Below are 7,885 nucleotides of genomic sequence, written 5' to 3' on the forward strand. Positions count from 1 at the left end.
ACGGAATTAGGTCGACCACTTACCCAAGTTACGCCTTAAATTTGGCTCAATTAGGGGCGCTTTGCATTTCAAATCTTTGTGCAACAAAGCCCTTCTGAGGGGGAAATTTATTATGAAAATGCTGTGCGTATCTTGAAAGAAATTGATGATATGGAACAACTCGTTGCAAGTAGCCGTAGTTCACCTAAAGGGTTATTACGAGTAAATGCACCTTTTGGTTTTGGTCGTAAATATATAGCACCAGCAATTTCATCTTTTATAAAAAAATTCCCTGAGATTGAGGTACAACTGCATTTAACAGACCGTCCAGTTCATCTCCCTAGTGATACTATTGATGTTTCTATTCATTTTGGGCAAATCCCAGATTCAAGATTAATAGCAAAACGAATCGCAGCAAATAAAAGGCTATTATGTGCTTCACCGTTTTATTTAAATGCGGCTGGAACTCCCTTAAATCCACGAGATCTTACGACTCATCAATGTATAGTACTGAGACAAAATGATGGTGCTTATGCCAATTGGCGTTTTTCTAAAGGTAATAAGGAAGAAACCGTTAAAGTTCATGGAAAACTCAGTAGTAACGATGGCCAGGTGACACTAGACTGGGCTCTTGATGGTCATGGAATACTAATGAGGGCAGAATGGGATGTCTTAAAGTATTTAAAAAGCGGAAGATTAATTCAAATCTTAAAAGAATATGAAACTCCGCCTGCTGATATTTACGCTGTATATGCAGACAGATTGGAGCATTCACCTCGAGTAGCACATTTTCTTGAGCATTTAAAAGACTATTTAAAAGATTATATTAATTCTCAAATGTAATTTTTAGGATTCTCTATATATTCAGTTACTTATATCATCCGGTACTAAATGAAGACTTTTTCCTATTCCTCTCCCTCCTTTAAAAAGTAAGCAAGGAGTTAAATATAGATTAAGCAGAGGAGCTAATCAAAATCGTGAAACATGGGAAAAATATTAATCGTGGAACATAAAAATCAACAAAAAAGCCCACCTTGGGGAGGTTGGGCAAAAAAGGAACTACAGCTTTGAATTTTCAAGAGAATTATAACGTATTTCGTATAAGGTGTATTATGTTAATTTTAGGAAATCTTAAGAAATAGCTATAACATTTGTTATGATTAATTTGATAGTGGTGGGTAAAACTGCCATTAATAAAGCTATAGACATACTTAAATTAAATATACGAGCATATCGGATATTCATAAGTAATTTTCGTAAAAAGGTTCCCGCTACAGCCCAAATTCCAACACAGGGAATAGTAATAAATATAAGTACTAAAGCAGCAAAAAAAATCTCTAAAAAATTACTTTCCATAGAAAAATATGTAGTAACTGTACTGATAGAAACAATCCATGCTTTTGGATTTATCCACTGAAACATAGCTCCTTCAATAAAACCCATAGAGGGCTTTCTATCCTGATTTATTTCTAAAGTACCACTTGAAGCTATCTTCCAAGCAAGCCACACGATATATAAAGATCCGATAAGACTTAAAATAAGATGAAGTTCAGGTATGAAATCGAAGATTTGGCTTATTCCCATTCCTAGAGCCAAAAGTTGTAAGCCTACACCTATAGAAATTCCTAGGATTAATGGAATAGTTTTCCATATACCAAATCGGGCGCCTGATATCATAACGAAAGCATTATTAGGGCCAGGCGTACTTGTCATAACAATACAGAAGATAATGAAAGGAATAAAAAGGGTAATGTTTGTCATATCAAGCTAAAAAAAATGAATAAACATATTTTATTGTTAATAAAACTAAATTAAATTGTATATTTAGCTTATATAGACACCTATTCACAATAAATGATTAATTTAGATAGATTAGACCGCAGAATATTGTCCGAACTTGAAAGTGATGCTCGCTTAACCAATTTAAAACTAGCTGAACGTATAGGACTATCTCCTTCAGCTTGTCTTAGACGTGTACAAGAATTAGAAAAAATTGGAATAATAAAAGGATATAAAGCTGTTATCGATAGATCTCTTCTAGGCATTGGTCTAGTTATGTATGTTTCGATTGGTCTTTCATGCCATTCAAAAGAATGCCTGAATGCTTTTGAGGAAATTATATTCTCATCTACAGAAGTAGTTGAGTGTCATACAATTACTGGAGCTATAGAGTATCTTTTACGAGTAGAAGTAGCAGATATTAAATCGTATAAAAAGTTTCATACAGAAGTTCTAGGGACAATTAATTCCATCTCATCAATTACAAGCTATTTAGTAATGGACACAACAAAAAATGAAAGATAATAGTTTTTAAACTAGCCTTTTAGTATAAAAATCCATAGAATTTTATTCCATTTAACTTATGTTTACCTAAAATCTAGTTTATAAATTATTTTTACAATATATTTATTAATTTCAATATTTTGAAGAAAAATAATAGAAATTTATAAAAAATTAGTTCATAAACTTATAGGATTTTTAAGAGCATTTATATGAATGACTAAGTACTGTGAAAAAAGAGAACTAGATGACGTTTAGATAAAATTTTCAATCAAATAATCTTATTGTTGTTATTTCTAGTCACATAGTCTATTTTTATTATATGAATTATTCTTCCTCACCCAAAAGACCACGTGGTCGACCAACCAAACACGGCTGTAACTATGCAGACACTAAAGAAGTTTTAATCCACCGAGGTATCGAGTTACTGACCGAACGTGGAATGAATGCTATGAGCTTGGACGATCTCATGAAATCAGTCCAAGTTCCTAAAGGGTCTTTCTACCATTATTTTGTAAATAAAGAGGCTTTTATTTTAGAAGTCTTAGATGCTTATGAACTTTATTTTGTGAAGCGATTGAATAAGTTTTTAAGTCAAACTGATCTTTCCCCACTAGAAAAGCTGCAAAATTTTGTAAAAGATGCGGGTGAAAAAATGCAAAAATATGATTTTAAACGAGGTTGTATTTTAGGTAACTTAGGACAAGAAGTGTCGTATTTACCACAAGAAATCATTGCCCGAATCGAAAATATCTTTAAGGTATGGGAGAAATTAGTTTCTGATTGCCTACATCAGTCAAATTCACAATATAGCCTAGCTGATTGCGATGAAGCTGCTTATCAGTTTTGGATTGGGTGGGAAGGTGCAGTTCTAAGAGCACGTTTGGTCAAATCAACAAGTCCCTTAGATGCATTTTATCGCTTGTTTACTTTAGCTGTAAAACAACAAATCACGTAAAAAGTTAATTAAAAAATAAATGCAGACGTCTGTATTTATTTTTTAATTAATTCTAGACAAGCAGTCTAATTAAATGGAGAGGAAGTTCTATGTACAAAGGTATTGTAATTACTAAAGATGAAGCAGGTTACACATCACAAATTACTGAGATTGCATCAAAGCCTTTACAAGAAGGAGAGGTTAGAGTCGAAGTCAAATATTCAACACTCAATTATAAAGATGCTTTAGCCATTACTGGGCGTTCACCAGTGGTGCGTAGTTTTCCTTTGACCCCAGGCATCGATTTTTCGGGTGTTGTGATTGAATCAAAACATCCAGCATGGAAAGAAAGAGATGAAGTTCTACTGAATGGTTGGGGAGTGGGTGAGAAGTATTTTGGAGGGCTAGCCGAGCAAGTCACTGTTTCTGGTGATTGGCTCATACAAAAACCTTCTGCTTTTTCTTTTAAAGATACGATGGTTATTGGTACAGCAGGTTATACCGCAATGTTGTGTGTCATGGCTTTACAAAAACATGGTATTAAACCAAGTGATGGAAAAATTTTAGTGACAGGTGCAAATGGTGGAGTAGGTAGTATTGCCATTATTATTTTGAATCATCTTGGTTATGAGATTACAGCTTCAACTGGTCGACCTCAAGAGTCAGAATATTTAACCTATCTAGGTGCGAGTGAAATTATTGATCGTATTGAATTATCTTCCCCAGGAAAGCCATTAAACAAAGAAGTTTGGGCTGGCGTGATTGATACTGTTGGTAGCCATACTTTAGCGAATGCATGTGCTAGTACAAAATATCGTGGTGCAGTTGCTGCGTGTGGTTTGGCAGGCGGAATGGATTTTCCAGCAACAGTTGCTCCATTTATTCTAAGAGGGATTACCTTATATGGAATTGATAGCGTGATGGCACCAATCGAATTAAGAAAAGAAGCATGGGAACGTTTAGCTACAGAATTGGATCAAACAAAATTAGAAAAAGTTACGACTGAAATTCAGTTAACAGATGCTTTAAATATTTCAAATGAAATTTTAGATGGAAAAATTCGAGGTAGAGTTGTTGTACAGATATAGTTCAACAAAATGAGTTGTGGGACTGTTCTAAATTTTGTGTAAGTACTTAATTTTCATTTATCCTACTGAGGATAATAAAAAAAGGTACTTCACATGGATGAAGCTACAATCAAAAGTATGGCAGCTGAATTAGCTAAAGGTTTAAAACTCCTGAAGATTTAAACCAAATGACAGCCATATTTAAATGTATTAGTTTAGCAATGAATTGTTTTACGATTCAGTTCGATGATCGATTAAAAGATCATTTATAAAAAATGGGACTTACACAAAATAATTTACAGGCTCGTAGAAACATGAAAACACATTCTTTTGGTGAACACAATAACATTACTTTATCTAATAATTGTATTGAAGTTCGAGGTGCACGTGAGCATAACCTTAAGGATGTAGATGTTTCTATCCCAAGAAATGCACTTGTTGTTTTCTCAGGTGTATCGGGTTCAGGAAAATCATCACTTGCTTTTGGAACTATTTTTGCTGAAGCACAAAGAAGATATTTCGAATCTGTTGCACCTTATGCAAGACGCTTAATAGATCAGGCCGGAGTACCAGATGTTGATGCTATTGATGGTCTACCACCAGCAGTAGCATTGCAACAACAACGTGGTGCAAGTAATACCCGTTCTTCTGTTGGAAGTGTAACAACTTTATCAAGTCTCGTGCGAATGATTTATTCGCGTGCTGGTGCATATCCTGCCGATCAGCCAATGTTATATGCCGAGGACTTTTCACCGAACACTCCTCAAGGTGCTTGTCCTACCTGTCATGGTTTAGGTCACATTTATGAAGTTACAGAATCGACAATGGTTCCTGACCCAACACTCAGTATTCGTGAGAGAGCTATCGCATCATGGCCACCTGCTTGGCACGGGCAAAACTTACGCGATATCCTAGTAACCCTAGGGTATGATGTTGATCGACCATGGAAAGATTTACCGCAATCGGATAGAGACTGGATTTTATTTACTGAAGAAACCCCAACAGTTCCTGTCTATGCTGGTTTAAGCCCCGCTGAGACTCAATCTGCACTTAAACGTAAACTAGAACCCAGCTATATGGGCACTTTCACTGGTGCTCGTCGCTATGTCCTTCATACTTTTGCTAATACCCAAAGTACGTTGATGAAAAAACGTGTTTCACGTTTTATGGAAGGAAAAATATGCCCTTCCTGTCATGGTAAACGCCTTAAACCAGAAGCCTTATCTATTACCTTTGCTGGAGTAGATATTGGTGAGTTTATGCAACTTTCTTTGGATAAGTTAACTTGCCTGCTTGAGCCCATTGTTCTTGGCAATTTCGACGCTCATGATGCTGGAGAAAAGACTAATAATAAAGTAACCCAACTTGATAGATCTGAACGAGCAACAACAGGTAGAGCAGTGCATTCTGTATCTCCAGATGTAAGACGTACGTCAGCACTTTCAGATGAAAAGAAAATTGCTGCCCAGCGTTTAGCAAATGGTGTGGTGGGGCGTTTAAATCAATTACGCCAGTTAGGTCTTGGTTATCTAACATTAGATAGAGCCACACCGACTCTTTCAGCGGGAGAGTTACAACGTTTGCGTTTAGCAACACAATTAAGTTCTATGCTATTTGGTGTAGTTTATGTACTGGATGAACCGTCTGCTGGATTACATCCTTCAGATAGTCAGTCATTATATGATTCTCTCGATAAATTAAGAGACGCTGGAAACTCCGTATTTGTTGTAGAGCATGATTTAGAGCTCATGCGTCGTGCTCAATGGTTAGTGGATGTTGGACCAGATGCAGGAGAGCAAGGTGGTAATATTTTATATAGTGGAGTACCTCAGGGTTTAAGTGAGATTTCAGCTTCACGTACTGCAAGTTATTTATTTAATAAAATCCCAGTTACTCAAAGTTATGGACGTACACCCTCTGGTTGGCTTGAACTTAACAATATTTACCGACATAACCTGCATAATATTGATGCTCGTATACCTCTTGGTGTACTTACAGCAGTTACAGGTATTTCAGGTTCAGGTAAATCTAGTCTCGTTTCTCAAGCTTTACCCGAGTTAGTACTTTCATATTTAGGCAATGAGTCTGAAACTGAAAACAATAATGAAAATAATCCTTTAAATGAAGGAATGTTGGTTAACGAGGTTACACAGGGTTCTCTGGCTGGTGATGTGGAGGCTATACAGCGTCTGGTACAGGTTGATCAAAAACCAATTGGCCGTACTCCACGTTCTAATCTGGCAACTTATACGGGTTTATTTGATCATGTTAGAAAGTTATTTGCTGGGACTCCTGAAGCTCGCCAAGCTCATTATGATGCTGGACGTTTTTCGTTTAATGTGGCTAAAGGGCGATGTGAAACTTGTGAAGGTGAAGGCTTTGTCAGTGTAGAGTTATTGTTTATGCCAAGTGTATATGCCCCTTGTCCGACATGTCATGGTGCTCGATATAATGATGACACTCTGAAAATTCGCTGGAATGGACGTAATATTGCTGAAGTATTAGGAATGACCGTCAATGAAGCACGTGATTTTTTTGATGGAGAGGTCTCGATTGCTCGTTCACTACAATTATTAAAGGAAATTGGCCTTGGTTATTTACGTTTAGGGCAACCAGCGACTGAACTATCTGGTGGAGAAGCGCAACGTATTAAATTGGCGACCGAGCTGCAACGCAATCAGCGTGGAAATACACTGTATATACTTGATGAGCCAACTACAGGTTTGCATCCATCAGATGTAGATCGATTGTTAGTTCAATTGCAGCGATTAGTCGATGCGGGTAATACCGTGGTTATGATTGAGCATGATATGCGTGCCGTTGCACAAGCAGATTGGGTGATTGATGTGGGACCAGGTGCTGGAAATGCTGGTGGGAATATTGTTGTGGCAGGAACACCAAAACAAATAACAGAAAATCAAGATAGCCGTACTGCTCCATATTTAGTTAATGAGTTAGTGAGTCGTGATACTAAACGTTGATATTGCGAGTGGGTAGAATAAATCCTTAAATTAAAAGCCTGTAAAATCAATCAGATATTTTTTGTTTTAGGTGGTGTGTGAGCATGAAATCTAAAAGTTTTTTTCAACTAAGGGCTTTGTTGCACAAACGGTAATCCTCCCATAAATAACTGAAGTTAAAAGTAGAGGTTAAGCAGCCATTAGAGGTGGCCTTCCTTTGTTTGCTTGGTGTGGTCTTTCATGGTTGTAATGCCACAGCCAGTTTGTTGCATAATCTTGTACTTCATCCAAAGTATCAAATAAATGTTTGCTCAGCCAACTATAACGTATAGTCCGATTATAGCGTTCAATATACGCATTCTGCTGTGGTTTACCTGGTTGAATATATTCAATACGAATACCTTGTTCAGTTGCCCAGCGTACAAATTCGTGACTGATAAACTCCGGGCCATTGTCACACCGAATAACTAACGGTTTTTCTCGCCATTCCAATAACTGATTCAATGTGTGAATAACCCTGATCGTGGGTAATGAGAATTCTGCTTCAATAGTCAAACCTTCTCGACGGTAAGTAAGCGTCCGCTGAACCCCACTTTTTCTAACTCATTAATACCGCGATAGTGTCCACTTAAATTTAAGTGGACACCTATTTATGGATTTAA

At 36.7% G+C, this 7,885-nt stretch carries 6 protein-coding genes and 1 pseudogene; 5 read left to right on the forward strand and 2 right to left on the reverse strand.

What is annotated here, in order from left to right; genetic code table 11:
• Window positions 1–78 precede the first annotated feature (78 nt).
• On the forward strand, window positions 79–822 hold the full coding sequence (locus NI465_RS16000; RefSeq protein WP_253145952.1) for a LysR substrate-binding domain-containing protein: 744 nt from the start codon (window positions 79–81) through the stop codon (window positions 820–822).
• A 288-nt stretch (window positions 823–1,110) separates the two neighbouring features.
• On the opposite strand, the gene NI465_RS16005 is transcribed toward NI465_RS16000, so the two are convergent.
• Entirely contained in the window at window positions 1,111–1,692 is a 582-nt protein-coding gene (locus NI465_RS16005) for a LysE family translocator (protein WP_253145953.1), read from the reverse strand.
• A 141-nt stretch (window positions 1,693–1,833) separates the two neighbouring features.
• On the opposite strand from NI465_RS16005, the gene NI465_RS16010 reads away from it, so the two are divergent.
• The 4 genes from NI465_RS16010 (at window position 1,834) to NI465_RS16025 (ending at window position 7,244) form a co-directional block, all read left to right on the forward strand.
• Entirely contained in the window at window positions 1,834–2,283 is a 450-nt protein-coding gene (locus tag NI465_RS16010) for an Lrp/AsnC family transcriptional regulator (RefSeq protein WP_253145954.1), read from the forward strand.
• Window positions 2,284–2,581: 298 nt separating this feature from the next.
• Window positions 2,582–3,217, forward strand: coding sequence for an acrylate utilization transcriptional regulator AcuR (gene acuR, locus NI465_RS16015; RefSeq protein WP_004647830.1), 636 nt, complete (start codon window positions 2,582–2,584; stop codon window positions 3,215–3,217).
• An 89-nt stretch (window positions 3,218–3,306) separates the two neighbouring features.
• Window positions 3,307–4,284 (forward strand): acrylyl-CoA reductase (NADPH), encoded by a 978-nt coding sequence (acuI, locus tag NI465_RS16020; RefSeq protein WP_086044951.1) that lies wholly within the window; start codon window positions 3,307–3,309, stop codon window positions 4,282–4,284.
• A gap of 293 nt (window positions 4,285–4,577) precedes the next feature.
• The gene (locus tag NI465_RS16025; RefSeq protein ID WP_253145955.1) at window positions 4,578–7,244 is read left to right on the forward strand and encodes an excinuclease ABC subunit UvrA; all 2,667 of its coding nucleotides are present in this window, start codon (window positions 4,578–4,580) and stop codon (window positions 7,242–7,244) included.
• A 168-nt stretch (window positions 7,245–7,412) separates the two neighbouring features.
• Here NI465_RS16025 and NI465_RS16030 read toward each other — a convergent pair.
• Window positions 7,413–7,793 (reverse strand): annotated as a pseudogene (locus NI465_RS16030) (integrase core domain-containing protein); the annotation flags it as partial.
• Window positions 7,794–7,885 lie beyond the last annotated feature (92 nt).

Origin of the sequence: Acinetobacter lwoffii (assembly GCF_024129855.1) — a bacterium.
Taxonomy (GTDB): Bacteria; Pseudomonadota; Gammaproteobacteria; order Pseudomonadales; family Moraxellaceae; genus Acinetobacter; species Acinetobacter lwoffii_L.

What these genes read in the sequence shown, in the direction of transcription:
- NI465_RS16025 (WP_253145955.1), top strand. Translation starts at nt 4,578, where the DNA reads ATGAAAACACATTCTTTTGGTGAACACAATAACATTACTTTATCTAAT.
- NI465_RS16010 (WP_253145954.1), top strand. Translation starts at nt 1,834, where the DNA reads ATGATTAATTTAGATAGATTAGACCGCAGAATATTGTCCGAACTTGAA.
- acuR (WP_004647830.1), top strand. Translation starts at nt 2,582, where the DNA reads ATGAATTATTCTTCCTCACCCAAAAGACCACGTGGTCGACCAACCAAA.
- acuI (WP_086044951.1), top strand. Translation starts at nt 3,307, where the DNA reads ATGTACAAAGGTATTGTAATTACTAAAGATGAAGCAGGTTACACATCA.
- NI465_RS16005 (WP_253145953.1), bottom strand. Translation starts at nt 1,692, where the DNA reads ATGACAAGTACGCCTGGCCCTAATAATGCTTTCGTTATGATATCAGGC.